Source organism: Paraburkholderia franconis (assembly GCF_009362735.1).
In the GTDB taxonomy this organism is placed as follows: Bacteria; Pseudomonadota; Gammaproteobacteria; order Burkholderiales; family Burkholderiaceae; genus Paraburkholderia; species Paraburkholderia franconis.
The window spans coordinates 82,338-98,297 of sequence record NZ_WHNP01000011.1; the positions used below are offsets into that span (position 1 = coordinate 82,338).

General features: G+C 59.4%; 15 protein-coding genes. 5 read left to right on the forward strand and 10 right to left on the reverse strand.

All coding sequences use genetic code 11. The annotated features are described in order from the left end of the window. Positions 1 to 4: 4 nt before the first annotated feature. The 7 genes from GCT13_RS14310 to fae form a co-directional block, all read right to left on the reverse strand. Entirely contained in the window at positions 5 to 1,399 is a 1,395-nt protein-coding gene (locus GCT13_RS14310) for an APC family permease (RefSeq protein ID WP_152759042.1), read from the reverse strand. 44 nt (positions 1,400 to 1,443) lie between these two features. Then, positions 1,444 to 1,584 (reverse strand): hypothetical protein, encoded by a 141-nt coding sequence (locus GCT13_RS48325; RefSeq protein WP_193727671.1) that lies wholly within the window; start codon positions 1,582 to 1,584, stop codon positions 1,444 to 1,446. Continuing rightward, complete coding sequence (locus tag GCT13_RS14315; RefSeq protein WP_152759045.1) at positions 1,581 to 1,967, reverse strand: hypothetical protein; 387 nt, start codon at positions 1,965 to 1,967, stop codon at positions 1,581 to 1,583. Before GCT13_RS14315 ends, GCT13_RS48325 begins: the two co-directional genes overlap by 4 nt. A gap of 124 nt (positions 1,968 to 2,091) precedes the next feature. Next, entirely contained in the window at positions 2,092 to 2,427 is a 336-nt protein-coding gene (locus GCT13_RS14320) for a hypothetical protein (RefSeq protein WP_152759048.1), read from the reverse strand. A 372-nt stretch (positions 2,428 to 2,799) separates the two neighbouring features. Continuing rightward, positions 2,800 to 3,195 carry a group II truncated hemoglobin gene (locus GCT13_RS14325; RefSeq protein ID WP_152759050.1) on the reverse strand — a complete coding sequence of 132 codons (396 nt, stop codon included), beginning with the start codon at positions 3,193 to 3,195 and terminating at the stop codon, positions 2,800 to 2,802. Between the two features lie 23 nt (positions 3,196 to 3,218). Continuing rightward, a complete protein-coding gene (locus GCT13_RS14330; protein WP_407670798.1) occupies positions 3,219 to 4,199 on the reverse strand; it encodes an NAD(P)H-dependent flavin oxidoreductase in 981 nt (326 codons plus the stop codon). Between the two features lie 305 nt (positions 4,200 to 4,504). Continuing rightward, entirely contained in the window at positions 4,505 to 5,038 is a 534-nt protein-coding gene (gene fae, locus GCT13_RS14335; protein WP_152759055.1) for a formaldehyde-activating enzyme, read from the reverse strand. A gap of 648 nt (positions 5,039 to 5,686) precedes the next feature. On the opposite strand from fae, the gene GCT13_RS14340 reads away from it, so the two are divergent. Continuing rightward, the gene (locus tag GCT13_RS14340) at positions 5,687 to 7,471 is read left to right on the forward strand and encodes an IS1634 family transposase (RefSeq protein ID WP_152759058.1); all 1,785 of its coding nucleotides are present in this window, start codon (positions 5,687 to 5,689) and stop codon (positions 7,469 to 7,471) included. Between the two features lie 345 nt (positions 7,472 to 7,816). On the opposite strand, the gene GCT13_RS48330 is transcribed toward GCT13_RS14340, so the two are convergent. Next, positions 7,817 to 7,960 carry a hypothetical protein gene (locus GCT13_RS48330; RefSeq protein WP_193727660.1) on the reverse strand — a complete coding sequence of 48 codons (144 nt, stop codon included), beginning with the start codon at positions 7,958 to 7,960 and terminating at the stop codon, positions 7,817 to 7,819. Positions 7,961 to 8,079: 119 nt separating this feature from the next. Here GCT13_RS48330 and GCT13_RS14345 point away from each other — a divergent pair, with 119 nt between their 5' ends. The 3 genes from GCT13_RS14345 (at position 8,080) to GCT13_RS14355 (ending at position 11,818) form a co-directional block, all read left to right on the forward strand. Then, positions 8,080 to 10,038, forward strand: a complete 1,959-nt coding sequence (locus GCT13_RS14345; protein ID WP_152759061.1) for an alkaline phosphatase family protein — start codon at positions 8,080 to 8,082, stop codon at positions 10,036 to 10,038. A gap of 287 nt (positions 10,039 to 10,325) precedes the next feature. Then, positions 10,326 to 10,895 carry a DUF4142 domain-containing protein gene (locus tag GCT13_RS14350; protein ID WP_152759064.1) on the forward strand — a complete coding sequence of 190 codons (570 nt, stop codon included), beginning with the start codon at positions 10,326 to 10,328 and terminating at the stop codon, positions 10,893 to 10,895. A gap of 152 nt (positions 10,896 to 11,047) precedes the next feature. Continuing rightward, positions 11,048 to 11,818 (forward strand): IS6 family transposase, encoded by a 771-nt coding sequence (locus GCT13_RS14355; protein ID WP_152759067.1) that lies wholly within the window; start codon positions 11,048 to 11,050, stop codon positions 11,816 to 11,818. 443 nt (positions 11,819 to 12,261) lie between these two features. On the opposite strand, the gene GCT13_RS14360 is transcribed toward GCT13_RS14355, so the two are convergent. Both GCT13_RS14360 and GCT13_RS14365 read right to left on the reverse strand, forming a co-directional pair. Beyond that, positions 12,262 to 12,741 carry a hypothetical protein gene (locus tag GCT13_RS14360; RefSeq protein WP_152759070.1) on the reverse strand — a complete coding sequence of 160 codons (480 nt, stop codon included), beginning with the start codon at positions 12,739 to 12,741 and terminating at the stop codon, positions 12,262 to 12,264. 490 nt (positions 12,742 to 13,231) lie between these two features. After that, positions 13,232 to 13,693, reverse strand: a complete 462-nt coding sequence (locus GCT13_RS14365) for a hypothetical protein (protein WP_152759072.1) — start codon at positions 13,691 to 13,693, stop codon at positions 13,232 to 13,234. 752 nt (positions 13,694 to 14,445) lie between these two features. Here GCT13_RS14365 and GCT13_RS14370 point away from each other — a divergent pair. After that, the gene (locus GCT13_RS14370; protein WP_152759281.1) at positions 14,446 to 15,921 is read left to right on the forward strand and encodes a mannose-1-phosphate guanylyltransferase/mannose-6-phosphate isomerase; all 1,476 of its coding nucleotides are present in this window, start codon (positions 14,446 to 14,448) and stop codon (positions 15,919 to 15,921) included. Positions 15,922 to 15,960 lie beyond the last annotated feature (39 nt).

Here is a 15,960-nt window from a genome sequence, read left to right on the forward strand (position 1 = left end):
CTCATCAGTAATGCTTCGGGCGTGGCCAGTCCATCGTGAACTGATCGCCGCGCTTCACGTACTTGTAGCGATGCAGCGCGAACCAGATCGAGGCCATGATGTAAAACGCCATGATCGACAGCAGCGAAGTGCCATAGCCGAGATAGGTTGCAAAGTAAGTCGCAATGCACAGTATCGCCAACACAATCGCGGGAATCGGATGGAACGGATGGATATAGCCTCGATTGATGCTGCCAAGAGGCCACTGCCGGCGGAACTTGACGATATTGATCGACATGAACGTATAACCGAGCAGGCCAGAGAGAATCGAGAACGTGATCACCTGGTCGAGCAGGCCCGTGAACGCAAACGAAATGGCAATCGGCACGAGAAAAATGATCGCGCGGTAAGGCGTGCGGTAACGCGGATGCACGGCGCCGAACCACACTGGCATATAGCGATCGCGTGACATCGAGAACCATGCGCGTGATGCATCGTTGATGCAGCCATTGGCTGACGCGACCGCCGAGAACAACGTGCCCACGAAGAGCAGCGTCTGCAAGCCCTTGCTGCCGGAGAGCCGTGCTGCGTCGTAGAGCGGGGTCACTGCCTGACCGAGATATTCCCACGGCATCAGGCCGGTGGCGACATACCACGTCATGGCCGCCGCGACGAGCAGCGTGATCATGCCGCACATCGTGCCGAGTGGAATCGAGCGGCCGGCCGAGCGTACCTCTTCCGCAGCCTGACAGGTGCCTTCGATACCGAGGTAATACCACATGCCGAATTGCAAGGCCGCGATGACGCCCAGCCATCCATACGGCAGTTGCGTGAGCAACTCATGATGAATCAGCGTTTGCCCTGGATGCCACGGCGCAACACCGAGAAACAACACGACGATCGCAATGAACGCCACAGCCGTGATCACGAAGTTGACCGTGAGCGTGACAAAGACGCCTCGATAGTTGAGCAATGCGAGAAACGCGATCGTGACAAGCGTAAATGGACGCGAGTCGAAGTTCGCGTAGCCCGAGTCGGTGGCGACGGCCTTGATCAGATCGCCGACCACGAGGGCGTCCGCGGCTTCGAGCATCGTGTACGCCATCACCAGATAGAGTCCCACGTTGAAGGCCATCAGCGGCCCGATGATGTGCTTTGCCTGCGTGTATTGCCCGCCCGCGGCCGCGACGGTCGACGTCACCTCCGAGTCGATCATCGCGACGCACGTATAGAGCAGGCCAATGATCCAGCACGCGATCAGCGATCCATATGCACCACCCTTTGCGACGGAGAAGTTCCATCCCATGAACTCTCCGACGAGCACGATGCCGACGCCGAGCGCCCACACGTGAATCGGCCCCAACACTTTCAGTAGCGCGATGCGCTCGCCTGACTGTGCTACTCCCGCTGCGTCACTCATGAGCTGCTCCTCTGCGGCATGATGCCCGTCGTCGGTCTGTCGATCTACTCGTTACCTTCCGTCGAACTCATCAGGAAATCGTCGTCATAGTCGCGGTGGACCTTGAGCGCGTCGATGAGAATCCACGCGAAGATCAGAATTGACAGGCCCCACGCTGCATTGCTTAGCCATTGCCAGAAGTTCACGATGTCTCTCCAAATTTTTCCGCGATCACTTGCCGGTACTGCCTTTCCGACACGCGCAACACGAAGACGAAATAACCGACGATTACGAGCGCCGTCACGATGAGCGAGACGGGTTCGATCTGGTAATCGAAACGGCTGGTAATGATCGGCTTGGCCTGTTGAGCGTCATAGCCGAGCTTTCGCCATTGCGCTTCCATGGCGGGGTTTTGTCCAAGCTCTTTCCACGTCACGTGCGCTTTTGCCGTTTCGGCTTCTGGCGGTTTGTCGGGCGTCTTGAGCAACAGCGGCGCAAGCAAACTGCAATAAACGAGCACGAGCAGAAAGATGCTGTCGACAAACTGGCCGAAGCCTTTCTGGACGGGTGGCACATAATCGGCTGCCATTGCAGGCCTCCTTTCTGGTTGGCATTTCGGATTGCACGCCCCGAAGCAGTGCGGGTACAGCCCGATCGCCTGCGTGGCGACGGGAGGGCGCATCAGCATGCGTGAAAGCTCTGGGTTCGAGCGCTTACTTGACGGCCGGACTGAGCGCTTCGTCGTCGCGCTGTGCAAGTTCTGCCTTGCGTGCGCGGTTCTCGTCGAGGTGACGGATGTCGAGGCCGTAGATGTGATCCTTGTCTTCCTTGTAATGACGGATCATGGCAAGAATCGACGCGGAGTTGAAAACAAGCACTGCGCCCACGCCGATGGTGAGCGCGATGCGCACGGACGAATCAGTCGTCTGCGAAGTGATGGCGAAATAGACATAGCCCAACGTGATCCAGAGCAGCAGAAGAGCGATTTGCGCCATGCGTCGGTCGCGGGAGAACATTTGCTCGATGCGCTTGCGAATTGCGTGTTCCATCCTGGCAACTCCTTGGACGTGCCGGCAGCACCGGCGGTTGTCAACGATCCGGCTGTTCCTGCTGGTTCCCATTGGTCAACAAAGTTTCCCGACAATATTTGTTGTTCGATGCACGCTTGTCAATATGGTTTGAGGGGGTAGACGCGCGGAAGGCCCAATACGCGGCGCAGTATGCGGGTAATCGAGCAGAGATCGGGCGCGCGGCGGTGCTCGATACGAGGAAGTGCAGGAGAGGGGACCTACAACAATTCAATTCGATTGGGATTCGACTTCGCGGGAACATCTCCGCGTTACATCCCACATCCGCAAAACGCGCAAAGCCCACAAGACCCGCAAGACCCGCGAGACCCGCGAGACAGTTCGCGACGCTCGCTACGCCTTGTTTTGCAGCGCTTGAGCGCTTCGCGTGAAATGCCGCATCAGCGTCGCCTCGACGTGAGCGTCATAGCCCAGTGCCAGAATTGCCTTTTTCATGCATGTCAACCAGGCCTCGACCTCCAAAGGCCCAATTTCGATGTGCTCGTGCATGTACCGCAGACTCGCGTGGCCCATCCGCTCCAGGTAGTACTGCGGTCCGCCGAAGTAGCCCGACAGAAACTCGAATTGTGCCTGGCGCACGTGCGCGAGCCCGAAGCCCTTTAAATGCAGCGCATGAATGATCGCGCCGTCGGGGTCGCTTTCGATGATGTCGTAGAACGTTTTTACGAGACGCGCGAGTGCCGCTTCGCCACCGATCAGCTGGTGCACAGATTGCCGTTTCGTCTCCATGATGTCCTCACGTTTGCTGGCTTTTATCTCGCGCCTGTCATGACCGACGTCCCGTAGGCGGCGATGCGGCGCTGAGCCTCATTCGCCTCACGCAACATGCGAGCGATCACGTCGGCGGCCGAGGTGCGCGCGCTCACTAGCGCGGACGATTCGCCTGCGAAGAGCGCCATTTTCTCCAGATCCCCAACCGTGGTGCGCAACGGCGAATCGGTGCTGAAACGGTAGATCGGCCGTCCGTCCTCATGCGCAATCACTTCGCGGGGCAATTGGTCCGGGTGGTGTCCGAAAAGCTGCCCGTGAGCTTCGTCGGTCACACTGTTGGCCAGCACGCGGACGGGTGAATTGGGCGGCCAGTTGATTGCAAAGAGGTCGGTGTAGACGGTGTCGCCAGCGCGCGCCTCGCAGACGCGTTGTTTGTGATAGTCGTGTGCGAACGACTCGTGCGTTGTCAGGAACACCGTGCCGCAATGCACGCCGGATGCACCCAGAGCGAGCGCAGCGATCAGCCCGCCGCCCGTCGCGATTCCGCCCGACGCGACCACGGGCACGCGCAGATGCCGCACGACCTCGGGAAGCAGCGTCAGGATTCCAGCTCGGCCACGCACATGGCCGCCCGCCTCGATACCCTGAACGATCACGGCATCGGCGCCGGCCTGTTCAGCCGCGATCGCGTCTTCGAGCGAGCCGACCTGATACAGCACGATAACCCCGGCATCCTTCGTCTGCTTGATGACCTCGGGCACGACATCCCAGAAGAAGCACAGCGCGGGAACGCGAGCCGCAATGCAGACGCTGAGTTCGGCGGCAAACAGCGACGGCTCGGTCGCTGCGGGAATCAGGTTGACGCCGAACGGACGCTGCGTGGCGGCGCGCACGGCGGCGATTTCACGTTCGATCAACTCGGGCGTTTCGCGCACCATTCCAAGCAAGCCGAATCCACCTGCTTCGGAAACGGCTGCTGCGAGTTCGGAGCGTGCTGGTCCGCCCATGCCAGCCGAAATGATCGGATGCTGGCACCCAACAGACGGGTCAGCTCATTGCGACAGGAGCCTGCTTCGGTATCCACGTTCATACAACATGCTCTTGTAACGGTCACGGCAACGCCCTGGGCAAGTCGGCGGCACAGCGCGTCGTCCGAATTGATGCCAGTGCGTCCATGATAGGTGAGCTGGCATCGTGCTGGCCTCTACCTGAGGGGGTAGAGGCAATACCAACTCTGGCGGAAACACCCGCCCGATGCGCTGGAACGGGGCGCGCATACGCGGTTGCCGAAAGGCCAGTACGTTTTGCACCGCAACCTGCACGCGCTTCAGCTCCAGTCGTCCATATCATGCTTGATGGAGTGCCGGTTGGCGATAAGCGTGTCGACGCTCGGCTCGTTGTTCATTGCACGTTGAATGGCGAGCTTGGTCGCCTCGTAGTTCGTGCGATACATATCCTTCTTGTCGAGGTTTGTCTCTGTGTCGCAGCGTGGATCGATCCACACGAGACTGACGATGCATAGCTCGTTGGCCTGATCTTTGGGCAGGATGCCCTCGATCAGGCAATCGACTATTGCATCCGCCGTAGCCGACTGAACGACGCCACCGAATAGCTCGATGGTGGTCATGTCCCTGAGCGTCACCTTGGGGACGATCATGGTGGCAGGGCGCACCATCTGATTGCACGCGCGGATCGCGAACATGGCCGTGTGTCCCTTGCTCTGCGCCATCATGTTGGCGAACGCGTGACCGACAGGTCCGTCGACACGGCCTATCAGGATTTCGGGCATCGCATCAGTCACCTGGCCGGGGGCGGCGAACACCGTCGCTTCGCCTGCACGGAACGTCAAATCGAGATTCATTGTCGACCTCCTTTGGTTGGATACTGAAGATTCGTGGAACGCAAGGACGATGCCATCCGATTCAATGCGCCTGTGCAACTACAGTGATACGCAATATGTATCGTCTTCGTGACAAAGTGGCAAACGCGAATCGCGGCGTCCCGTCGCGCAGAAGTCCCCCTGCGCTGGCACGTTGACTATATCGCCAATCAGGCAGCATCTCTGGCGCCGGATGATTAAAGATGATCTATCAGGGGTCCATATATAGTGGTTAAGAAAGCAAACCGAAGCAGCGGCGATTGCTTATAAATTCAATGTTCCCGGATCGACACGGCGCTCTATGGCAGCGCGTATATGAATACAGCGGGACTCTTCGCTCTCCCGCCGATCTGCACCCGAACCGTACGCGCGACCACGATGTTGGCCTCTGCACGGCACAGCACCACACTGACGGTCAGGAGCGCCGCGCTATCCGGCGCTGCCGTCAATTTGACAAAACCGCTGGGCCGGACGTCGAAAACTGTTGGGACGCTGTTCTCTCTTGTTGCTCGCCTGCTGACTGGCCCTTCATGCAGAGGTCGTTAGCAGTGAATTGGCGCGGTCCTTCCCCATTTACGGTGGGTAGTCCATCCTGTTATCAAGGACTGTGTGCGGCTCAGAGTGGGGCGCATGTTCCTCAAGCGCACCCAACGGATCAAGGACGGCAAGACGCACCACTACTGGAGTGTGGTGGAGAACCGGCGCTTATTGAATGGCAAGGTAGTGCAACGTCAAGTCCTGTACCTCGGCGAGATCAACGATAGTCAGCAACTCGCCTGGCGCAAGACGATCGAGGTCTTCGACGAAGGCACCAAACGTCAGATCGCACTGTTTGCCGAAGGGACGCTGCCGGTAGACGATGCGAAGGTGATCGGCGTGCGGTTGAGCGAGATGCAATTGAAGCGTCCGCGGCAATGGGGTGCGTGCTGGCTGTCGTGTGTGCTGTGGCAGCAGTTGGGGATGGACGAATTCTGGTCGGCGCGCCTGCCGGCCTCCCGCAAGGGCACCCGTTGGCTGCAGGTGTTGCAAACCTTAGTTGCGTATCGACTGATCGATCCCGGCTCGGAATGGCGCTTGCACCGGCACTGGTTCACATCGAGCGCGATGGCCGATCTCCTGGAGGCCGACTTTGCGCTGGCCGGGAAAGACACGCTGTATCGCTGCCTGGATAAGCTGCTGCCCCACAAGGACGCCTTGATGCTGTTTCTGAAGCAGCGCTGGGGCGAACTGTTCGGCGCCTCTTTCGACGTGCTGCTGTACGATTTGACCAGCACCTACTTCGAGAGCGACACGCCGAGAGAAGCACCGGACAAGCGTCAATACGGCTACAGCCGCGACAAGCGCGGCGACTGCCGACAGGTCGTGATCGGCCTGATCGTCACGCCGGAAGGCTTTCCTTTGAGCTACGAAGTGCTGGCCGGTAACGCCGCCGACTGCACCACACTGTCGGATCTGCTCAAGCGCATCGAATCGCGATACGGCAAAGCGAATCGAATCTGGGTGATGGACCGCGGTATTCCGACGGAAGAGACGCTGGCACAAATGCGTGAGATGGGCGCCTCTTATCTGGTTGGTACACCCAAGGGACGCTTGAGCAAGCTGGAGCAGTCCTTCCTGTCAGCGTCGTGGGAACAGGTGCGAGACGGCGTGCAAGTCAAGCGCCTGCCCCACGAGAGCGAAACCTATGTGCTTGCCGTTAGTGAGCAGCGGATCGGCAAGGAGCGTAGCATGCGCCAGCGCCGTCTGAAGCGCTATGTGCAACGGCTCAAGCAGTTGCAGGAGCAAAGCCTCACGCGCGATCACCTGATGATGAAGGTGGGGGCCGCCAAACAGGACGCCGGGCGAGCCGCCGGACTGATCAAACTGAGGTTGCCACAAAGCCACGAGGTCGTGACGGCGGACACCTTTCGCTTTGAGCTGGATCGCATCAAATTGCGCGAGGTGCGGCGTCGGGAAGGACGATATCTGCTGCGCACCAACCTATCAGATCACGATCCGGCGCAGCTCTGGACTTTCTATACGCAGCTCACCGAGGTCGAGCAGGTGTTCAAGGAACGTAAGCACGACTTATCAATCCGGCCAATCTACCATTCCAAGGAAGAGCGTATCGAAGCCCATATCTTCGTCGCCTTCCTGGCGTACTGTCTGCAGGTCACGCTCAAATATCAGCTCAAGCGCGCAGCTCCGGGCCTGACGCCTCGCGCAGCACTGGACACATTCAAGACCATGCAGATGGTCGACGTTCATTTGCCAACCACGGACGGACGTCACCTGATCCTCTCGCGCTACACGCAGCCGGAACCGGAACACCGCCTCCTGCTCGACCATCTGCGTCTCAAACTGCCCGCACAGCCACCGCCGAAAATCACGGCCCGGCCATCCGCCGTCCCTGCTCCCGAAACCTACGCTCTGTAGTGAAGACCTTTGCACCTCGTGTCATTGAAAATCAATGACTTAGACTGAGCCGATGGCGCGAATCGCGAAAGTTGGGCTAGTCCGGGTAACGTCATGGTTACTCATTCGAAAGAACAATGGCGTGATGCTGACTAGATCACAACCCGCAGTCGAAGGTTTCCACGTGCTCCACGACCATGAGCGGTAGGTCAGGCGTGCGCTCATGCATCGTGCTTTCTGTGGCGCAGCGGCGTCGTGCCCATCCGCTTGGAGAAAAGCACTGCCCTTCGCTGCGCGTCGCAGGGCCAGGGCGTGACGAGCGATTGACGCTCGGCGTCGATTTTCACGCATGACGCGCGCATATTTTCACGATTTATTTTCGATTTTTGTCGTCATCCACGGAGCTAGCATCGTCGCAGCCGAAGTAAAAGAAAGGCGGAAAGAAATGGCGATCATGTTGAATCTGTCTGCGTCTGCGAGCACGAGCAAGTCGTTGAAGAGCGACGCCATTCGATTTCCTGCGGCCTTCTGGGTGCTGTAACGCTTTGCAAGAGAGGCAGCGTTTCCACACAAGGCTGCCCGTCGTTTCCACACGCGACCTTACCGCTTGCTCTCGTCCGGGTGACGTCATGGAGGCGTTCGTGAAAAAAATCGTCAATGCAGTTGGTACATCAACAGTTAAAGGCGGCTTGCTTGGCGGCGCCGTTTCCGTCGCGCTTGCCGCAGCCATCGGGCCAGCTCTTGCGCAAAGCCAGCAGCAGGCTGCCGTAGCGAACACCGCGTCGCCGATCAAGCACGTCATCGTGGTTGTCGGGGAGAACCGCACGTTCGATCACGTATTCGGCGCTTACACCCCGCGCCGGGGGCAGACGATCTCGAACCTGCTGTCGAAGGGCATCATCACGGCCGATGGCCGCCCGGGCCCGAACTTCGCACTGGCAGCGCAATACACGGCCACTGCCACAGACCCCAAGCGCTTCGAGATGGCGCCGGGCGGCAAGCAGCCGTATACCGTCCTGCCGGCGCCGAATACCGGCGGTACGGCAAGCGCGTCGAGCGATACCAGTCCGCCGCCGTTTGCCACGCTCGCCGCGGCGCAGGCGGTCGAGGGCGCAATGATGGAGCCGTGGGACGTCGTGCACCTGACCACTGGCGCGAGCGGCTTGCCGCAGCATAGCGTCGATACGCGCTTCGGCTCGAACACGTACAACCTGCCGAATGGACCGTATCAGATCTCGCGCGTCGGTCCCGACTATGACCAGTACATCAACAGCCCGGTGCACCGCTTCTACCAGAACTGGCAACAGGCCGATTGCAATATCGATCAAGCCACGCTCGATAATCCGAGCGGTTGCCAGATGGATCTGTTCGCCTGGGTGGAGACGTCGGTGGGCGCCGGTTCGAACGGCAAGCCGCGGCCCGCGAACTTCAACGACCAGACGACTGGCGAAGGCGCGACCGCGCTCGGCTATTACAACGTGAATACCGGCGACATGCCGTACTTCACGCATCTCGCGCGCCAATTCACGATCAGCGATAACTATCACCAGCCGGTGATGGGCGGCACGGGCGCGAACAGCATCATGATCGGCACCGGCGACGCGCTCTACTTCACGGACGGCAACGGCAATGCCGCAAAGCCGCCCGCGGATCAGATTGAGAATCCGCTGCCGCAGCCGAACACTAACAACTGGTACACGCAGGACGGCTATTCAGGTGGCTCGTACAGCAACTGCTCGGACAGTCATCAGCCCGGCGTCGGCGCGCTGCGCCACTACCTGGCCCGCCTGCCATACAAGCCGGAAGCGAAGTGCGCGCCGAACACGTATTACCTGCTGAACAACTACAACCCCGGCTACAACAGGGACGGCACGGTCAATACAAGCCCGTTCACGATTCCGCCATCGCCGGTGCGGACGATCGCCGATACGCTGATCGAAAAGAACATCTCGTGGAAGTACTACGGCGAAGGCTGGAATACGTTCGTGAAGTCTCCGGCCGCGAGTGTCTACTGCAATATCTGCAACCCGTTCCTGTATGAAACCGCGATCATGACGAACCCCGCGCTCGTCAATGCGCACCTGCAGGATACGACCGAGCTGTACGCGGATATTGCCAACGGTACACTGCCAGCGGTGTCGTTCGTGAAGCCGGGCGGGCTGCTCGACGGGCACCCGGAGTCGTCGAAGTTCGGGCTTTTCGAATCGTTCGTCCACAAGCTGGTCGATAAGGTGCAGCGCGACCCGAGCCTGTGGGCTTCGACGGCGATTCTGGTCACGACCGATGAAGGCGGCGGCTATTACGACTCAGGCTACATCCAGCCGCTGGATTTCTTCGGCGACGGCCCGCGCATTCCGATGATCGTCGTGTCGCCATACTCGCGTGGTGGCCGTGTCGTGCACCAGTACGCAGATCACGTTTCGATCCTGAAATTCATCGAACGCAACTGGCATCTGAAGCCGGTCACGCACAGAAGCCGCGACAATCTGCCGAACCCGATCCAGTTGCAGACGCATCCGTATGTGCCGGTCAATGCGCCCGCGATCGGCGATCTGTCCGACGCCTTCGAGTTTCCACGCAGACCGTAACGGTGTGGCATGAAGGGCGAAGCCGAACCGGCCATGCTGATCTGAAAGATTGCACCGCGCACCTGGCCTGGGGCGCGGTTTCTTTTTCGGCTTCTGACGTCTTATGTTTGTGTTTGAACTACCGCATCGTCCCTGAAGAATCCGTCCATCATGCTGCCAGACCAGGCTACCAGTCGTTTCACCTCCGATGATTGGTGGCTCCTGGAATGCCATGCGTCAGTGAAGCCTGCACAGATGCCGCTGCCTCCACCTCCGAGTCTTTACGATGACAACCGAAATGAGAACGTATGATTTGCCTTCCCATCCATTCGATCGCCAGCGCATGCGTGGCCGGTCTTCTCGTGGTCTCGGCCGCGGCTCATGCGCAGACGGGACAGCCGCCACAACCGGCGCACGAGAACACCGCGAGGTTACATGGCAACGACGAGGCGTTCATCACGGATGCAACGAAAGCGGTATTGACCCAGCGGGATGCAGCACGCATTGCCACTGCACGATCAGGTGATCGTGAAGTGAAGGCATTTGCGGAGCGCGTCGCCAACGACAATGCGACAATCGAGCAAGAATTGCGCGCGGCCACCCCGCGCGGGGTCAAGGTGCCGCGGAATGAGCCGGATGCCGCCGCGCTCGACAGCATCCGGAACCTGCGTGGCGGCGAGTTCGACAAGACCTACATCGAGCAGGTCGCGCTCGGCGGCGGACAAAGGTCGTTGTCAGTGTTCAAGGCGGAAGCCGAGTCCGGGCGCAATGAGAAATTGAAGGACGCAGCGCGCAAGGCACTGCCGACGATTCAGGAGCACTACACGATGGCTCAGGAACTCGCGAAGAGAAAGCACCTGGCGGGCGCCACCCAGTAGTCAACACGCAGGGTGCATGTCACGCGCATCATGTTATCGGCATCCTGTCAGAGGCATGACGCGAATGTTCGCGACAACCGTCTACGGGAAATAAAGCGACCCGTCTTCCCGTAGCCGGCAACTGCGATGCTTTCGCACAGGTTGCGGCGGCACTGTCACGTTGCCGAGATGGTCGAGTAAGATCGCGTGATGAAAAACGCAAATCGCTGTACCACGGCCGTCGCTTTCCGGCATCGGTGATCAGTTGCGCGGTGCGTTGGTATTTCAGGTTTCAGCTCGGCCTGCGCGATATCGAAGAACTGTTGTTCGAGCGCGGGGTTATCGTCGGTTACGAAACGATCCGACGCTGGTGCGATAAATTCGGTGCGCGCTTCGCACACGGTGTGAAAGCGACGCGTCGCAAGCCCGGCACCACATGGCACCTTGACGAAGTATTTGTGACGTTACGCGGCGAGCCTTATCTGTTGTGCCGCGCCGTCGATCAACACGGTGCCGAACTCGATATCCTGCTACAGAAGCGCCGCGACAAGGCTGCCGCGAAGCGGTTTTTCAAGCGCGTGCTTGCCTCGTGCTCTGAGGTTCCGCGCAAGATCGTGACCGATCAACTGCGCAGTTATGCGGCGGCGAAGGCCGAGATTCCCGCACTGGCTCACGTAAAGCACGTTTTCGTCAAAGCCAGCGCGCGGATCAATAACCGGGCTGAAAACAGTCATCAGCCGACGCGTGAACGTGAGCGACGCATGCGGGGCTTTCGCGATCCTGAACGCACGCAGGCTTTCTTATCAAGCTTCGGGCCGATCCGTCAGCACTTCGCGCTCAAGCGACACCTGCTACGTGCCTCGCTCTATCGCAAACAGATTGCGGCACCCTTCGCTGCCTGGCGTCGTTTCACTGAGATCACCCAAGTTCCGTCCGTTTTTTGAGCAAGCCGATGCCCTCTCCGCTATTGCGTCGCGAGCAATTTAACGTGACAACGCCGTCTTGACAGATCCTGGCAGGGCGGTCGCCGACACATCATGCTTCTCATTGACATTCGGTTGCATGGACGGTAGCGGTTCGCCGCGCAGACCTCGCCACATTGTTAGTCGCAGTCGCTCACCATCGATGAATGACCGCTTCGGAGAGTTGCGCCTGCCGCCTTCGGGCCGGCACCGGGTCGCCGCTGGCTACGACCGGGTCACCGCATCCGAAGAAAGGGTCGAGGCAACGTTAGGGCTTCACAGATATACGCCCGCTGGTCTCTCAGTTTGCTATCCGGAATGCAGTGTCATTGAAAAGGGCGAGCCTGGAGGCCCGCCCTCGAAACAGATGCTGATCATCCGGCATTGTTTCCTGCCCCCTTGCAGGCAGATGTCACAATAGCAATCTATTGTTTTTTGGCAGCGTCGACCTTCGCATCTGCGGCTTTACTATTTGCGTCGCCTTGCGCCTCGACCTTTTCCTTGTCGGCCTTCGCTTGAGCCACGTGGGCATTCTTCTCGGTCTCGCGCTTCTTCATGTCAGCATCGGCTTGCGCATTGTGCTTCTTTTTGTCTGCCGTTGCTTGCGCCTTGGTTGCGTCTGCGTGCGCATCCGACGCGTCCTTCGGCGTCGTTGCCTTGCTTATCTTCGCTGCTTTCTTGTCTGCGTCGGCCTGAGCCGAAGCCTTGGATTCGTTCGCCGACGCCTGAGCCTTGTCAGCGTCGCTCTGAGCTTCTGCCTTCTTTTTGTTGGCAGTAGCCTGCGCTTCGGTTTTTTCGCCGTTTGTCTTCAGTTGTGCCTTGCCTGCTTCAGGAGGCACCGTCGTTTGTGCGAACGCCGTAGAAACGAGCAGTACCGATGCGAGAGCCGCGACAATCTTCTTCATGGTTTTTCTCCCTGGGAAAAGGCACCGCATAAGTCGGTGCTGTTTCGATCAACGTCCACAGACTAGCCAACGTTGACCCCTGTATCGTGACAAAGGGTAACGAGCCGAGACCAGATGCAACACGAACGCATGCATCGACAGGTGTCTCTCTCCCACAGTGGGAAAAGATGAAAAGCAACGGCACGAACACGATGCGAGATCGACGGCGACAACTTGCGCTTCAGACGCGGCGGGTGACCGCATTGTTAGGTAAACCGGATTTCGCAGCTGAACTTACACACGGTCAGGGCGCCAAGTGTGGAGTGAGAGGGCACGAACTTTCGGGAGCGGCATTTGCGATAGCCGCGCCTTGGTGGCACACGCCTTCCGGTCCACCTTGCACAGGATGCGATTCGGTTGGGACGAACTTGCCATGCATCAGGCGGGATCGATTGTGATGCGATCGAACAAGAAGAGCCGTACCCCCGCCGCTGGTCAGGGAGTCGGCATTTCATTCAGGATTATGTGGATTTGGCGCCGCCTGTCCAGAGAGCGCGTGGCTCGCCTGATCGATGAGCGATTTCGCAGCGCCAACAACAATCGAACGGTCGATATCGGAGGTCTGCCAGCGACCGCCGCTGTCCTTTGTGAACTGTAGTTCCACGTGAAGGGTGGTGCCCTGATCGTCGGTCTCACCGGGCCGCAGGACGATGCTGACGTTGCAGGTGAATGCGCGGCTAACCCCCGTGCTCCCTTGTTCAGCGCAGTCGCCATCGGGCTTCACCAACGCAACCCTGTCAGACGTCGGCAACGAATTACCAGCGAGCGCATTCAGCCCTCCCTTATTAGCCACATCCAGCGCCCGACGTACGGCACTGTCGATGTCCGATGCGTTCGGACCTTCACGCAGCCACCCACACGCCGTCAGAGCCAGACACGCTAGCGCCACAGGCAAAATATTTTTACTGTCCATCCTCATTCTCCATCCCGGGCAATATTGCTCGCCCCAAGTGTCGCATTGTGCCCGGAACGTATATCGGACGCGCTACCCGTGGAGGCTGCGATTACCTTTAGAGATAACTGTAAAGACCCGACTTCGTCGTGGTTCGAACTGCGAGGGGGCAGCCACGGACATAGTGACGGTCTACACGGCCACACGCACGACTTCTTCCATCTGGCGGGCCATGAGGGCGCTGAAGATTCGATCCACGGACCGGAATTGCAGCGCATGTATGGGGAGCACGGCGTGCTCGAACTGTCCATCTTTGAGTCTGGTTCGATCTGGAAAAAGATAGCCTGGCAATAGTGATCGGCGTCATGCGAAAGGCTCAGCGCGGCATGCCACAACTTCAACCGATCGCGCCAGAGATGCTGTGGTGCAGCGTAACGTGTCTATTATCCCTCACCGGTCAAATTGAACATCGTGGCCCCTGGCGGGGCCAAACCTTCGATCTGTCCATCCGTCTTGCAGGGTCGCGCGAGCACGACGCGGACTGGGCGATCTGATGTTGATCGTTCGCGGTTCGCGGCCGGCGCGATCTGCGGCCATCACAATCCCGCACCAACTTCTGAAAGATTCGCGCGCAAGGCAAGGTGTGTCGTTAAGAAACGGTCGCGAGTCCTTTGAACTTCGTTCGAGCAGTAACGAGCGGTAAGGACAGACTGCAATACAGGGAGATTGAAGTGGGCAAACGAAGCATTCGTGCGGAAGAACAGAACGTCGCCATGGCTGTTGCCGAGTCGGTAACCGACACCCGGCGGCTTGTGCAGGTCATTCTCGCTGGCGGATCGGGTACGCGGCTCTGGCCGGTATCGCGCGAGCAGTATCCAAAACAGCTGATCGATGTCGTTGGCGACCAGTCGTTGTTGCAGGCCACCATGACGCGGATGGATGGCTTCTCGAAAGAATGGGAAGTTGCAACGGAACCGGTGATCGTATGCGGCGCCGAGCATTCGTTTGCGACGCGTGAGCAAGCGCGCGAATGCGGCGTGAAGGCGTGCATCGTCATTGAACCGGAACGGCGCGACACGGCGCCTGCCTTGACGCTGGCCGCGTTGGCGGCATGCGCCAACGGCGACGATCCGATTCTCGTGGCGATGCCCGCGGACCATGCAATCGCCGACGTGCCCGCATTGCATCGGGCGATCGAGCACGCTGCCCGTCATGCACAGGCAGGCGAGATCGCAACGCTCGGTGTTCCGCCGACGCGAGCCGACACGGGCTTCGGCTACATACGCCTCGGCGCGCAACTACCCAACGGCGCGCATCGTATCGACCGCTTTGTGGAAAAACCCGCGGCTGAACTGGCGGCGCAATACGTGGCGTCAGGCGACTATTGGTGGAACGCCGGCATGTTCGTGGTGCGTTCGTCAGTATGGCTTGCTGCCGTGGAAGACTTTCAGCCACAGATGCACGCGGCGTGCGTTCAGGCTTACGCGAACGCCAAACGTGAAGACGGCTTCATCGCGCCGGGCGTGGCTGAGTTCGGACAGTCGCCTTCCGATTCGATCGACTATGCCGTGATGGAGCAACTCGGCAAGCTCGACTCGCCGTTCACGGGTGTCGTGGTGCCGCTGGAGGCAGGCTGGTCCGATCTCGGTTCGTGGGACGCCGTATGGCAGGCGATGGAAAAGGACGAGTTCGGCAACGCGGTGAATGGCCGTGTGCTGCTGGAAGGGGCGACGACTACCTACGCGCGCTCGCAGAGCGGCAGGCTGCTGGCGTGTGTCGGCACCAGCGATCTCGTTGTCGTTGAAACGGATGATGCGGTTCTCGTAGCGGATCGCTCGCACGTGCAGGATGTCAAGGGTCTTGTGGCGCGCATCCGGGAGTCGAAGTCGCCGGAAGCCGACAACCATCGGAAAGTGCGGCGTCCCTGGGGCTTTTACGATTCCGTCGACCAGGGAGAGCGCTTTCAGGTCAAGCGGATCGTAGTGAGCCCCGGCGGACGACTGTCGCTGCAAATGCATCACCATCGCGCAGAGCACTGGATCGTCGTGAGCGGAACCGCGCTCGTGACGCGTGGCGATGAACAGTTCCTGCTTACCGAGAACCAATCGACTTACATTCCACTCGGCGTGCAACACCGGCTTGAGAATCCCGGCCATGTACCGCTGCAAATCATCGAGGTTCAATCCGGCGCATATCTGGGAGAAGACGATATCGTCCGGTTCGATGACAAGTATGGCCGTTGCAATTGAACGGCCGTAATGGGCATGGGTGCGGTTAAAGGGGTGTGC

What these genes read in the sequence shown, in the direction of transcription:
- GCT13_RS14345 (WP_152759061.1), top strand. Translation starts at nt 8,080, where the DNA reads ATGGAGGCGTTCGTGAAAAAAATCGTCAATGCAGTTGGTACATCAACA.
- GCT13_RS14360 (WP_152759070.1), bottom strand. Translation starts at nt 12,741, where the DNA reads ATGAAGAAGATTGTCGCGGCTCTCGCATCGGTACTGCTCGTTTCTACG.
- GCT13_RS14325 (WP_152759050.1), bottom strand. Translation starts at nt 3,195, where the DNA reads ATGGAGACGAAACGGCAATCTGTGCACCAGCTGATCGGTGGCGAAGCG.
- GCT13_RS14340 (WP_152759058.1), top strand. Translation starts at nt 5,687, where the DNA reads ATGTTCCTCAAGCGCACCCAACGGATCAAGGACGGCAAGACGCACCAC.
- GCT13_RS14320 (WP_152759048.1), bottom strand. Translation starts at nt 2,427, where the DNA reads ATGGAACACGCAATTCGCAAGCGCATCGAGCAAATGTTCTCCCGCGAC.
- GCT13_RS48330 (WP_193727660.1), bottom strand. Translation starts at nt 7,960, where the DNA reads ATGGCGTCGCTCTTCAACGACTTGCTCGTGCTCGCAGACGCAGACAGA.
- GCT13_RS14370 (WP_152759281.1), top strand. Translation starts at nt 14,446, where the DNA reads ATGGCTGTTGCCGAGTCGGTAACCGACACCCGGCGGCTTGTGCAGGTC.
- GCT13_RS14350 (WP_152759064.1), top strand. Translation starts at nt 10,326, where the DNA reads ATGATTTGCCTTCCCATCCATTCGATCGCCAGCGCATGCGTGGCCGGT.
- GCT13_RS14315 (WP_152759045.1), bottom strand. Translation starts at nt 1,967, where the DNA reads ATGGCAGCCGATTATGTGCCACCCGTCCAGAAAGGCTTCGGCCAGTTT.
- GCT13_RS14310 (WP_152759042.1), bottom strand. Translation starts at nt 1,399, where the DNA reads ATGAGTGACGCAGCGGGAGTAGCACAGTCAGGCGAGCGCATCGCGCTA.
- fae (WP_152759055.1), bottom strand. Translation starts at nt 5,038, where the DNA reads ATGAATCTCGATTTGACGTTCCGTGCAGGCGAAGCGACGGTGTTCGCC.
- GCT13_RS14365 (WP_152759072.1), bottom strand. Translation starts at nt 13,693, where the DNA reads ATGGACAGTAAAAATATTTTGCCTGTGGCGCTAGCGTGTCTGGCTCTG.